Genomic DNA, 987 nt, shown 5'->3' with positions numbered 1-987 from the left:
GTACTCCGGCGGCGTGGATGACGGTGGTGAGCGGGTGTTCGGCTGGGATGTCGGCCAGGAGGGCGGCGAGGGCTTCGGGGTCGGCGGTGTCGCAGGCGACGGTGGTGACTGCGGCGCCGGCGGCGGCGAGGCGCTCGGTGAGTTCGGCGCTGCCGGGAGCGGCGGGACCGCGTCGGCCGGCGAGGACGAGGCGGCGTACGCCGTGGCCGGTGACGAGGTGTTCGGCCACCAGTGCGCCCAGCGTGCCGGTGCCACCGGTGATCAGCACGGTCCCGTCGCCGAGATCCCGCGGCGGTGCGTGCTCGTCCACGATGCCGGTCAGGCGAGGGGCGTAGAGCTCTCCGGAACGGAGCGCGAGTTGCGGCTCCCCGGTCGAGACGGCGGCGGGCAGGACGTGGAGACCGGCTGCGTCGGCGTCGACCAGGCGGATGCGGTCCGGATGTTCGCGCTGCGCCGATCGGACCAGGCCCCAGACGGTCGAGAGCGGCAGATCGTCCAGGGAGTCGCCGGGTGCGGCGACGACCGCCCCGCGCGTCAGAACGACCAGGTCCGCCAGGGCGAAGCGTTCGTCGGTCAGCCAGTCCCGCAGGAAACCCAGGACCTGCTCCGCCACCTCGTGAGCCGCCGCGACCGGGTCCGTGTTCGGGCTCCGCACTGCCAGCACCACCGTTTCGGGCTGGAGGTCACGTGCGTCCTTGAGCGCCGCGAGGCCGTCGAACCAAGGGATGCCGAGGGCGTGGAGCGCCGGGTCGCCGCCGATGACGGCCCAGCGATCCAGGGCGACATCGTGAAGCGGCGCGGTGATGGTCGCCCATTCGATCCGGTACAGACCGTCGGACGAGAGCGGCGACGGCTCGACCGGACCGACCTCGGCCGGGCTGCCTGGGCTGAGCCAGTAGTGGTGGTGTTGGAAGGGGTAGGTGGGGAGGGTGGTGGTGGGGTGGTGGGGTGTGGGTTGGGGTTTCCAGTGGGGGTGGTGGGTGAGGT

The 987-nt window shown here is 72.7% G+C and carries 1 protein-coding gene; it reads right to left on the bottom strand.

Annotated features, from left to right (window positions below; genetic code table 11):
* The coding region (locus E1300_RS49590; RefSeq protein WP_131764166.1) for a beta-ketoacyl reductase at positions 1–987 on the bottom strand (987 nt) is incomplete at both ends.

Origin of the sequence: Actinomadura fibrosa (genome assembly GCF_900659615.1) — a bacterium.
In the GTDB taxonomy this organism is placed as follows: domain Bacteria; phylum Actinomycetota; class Actinomycetes; order Streptosporangiales; family Streptosporangiaceae; genus Spirillospora; species Spirillospora fibrosa.
This window is presented reverse-complemented; position numbering and strand designations above follow the sequence as displayed.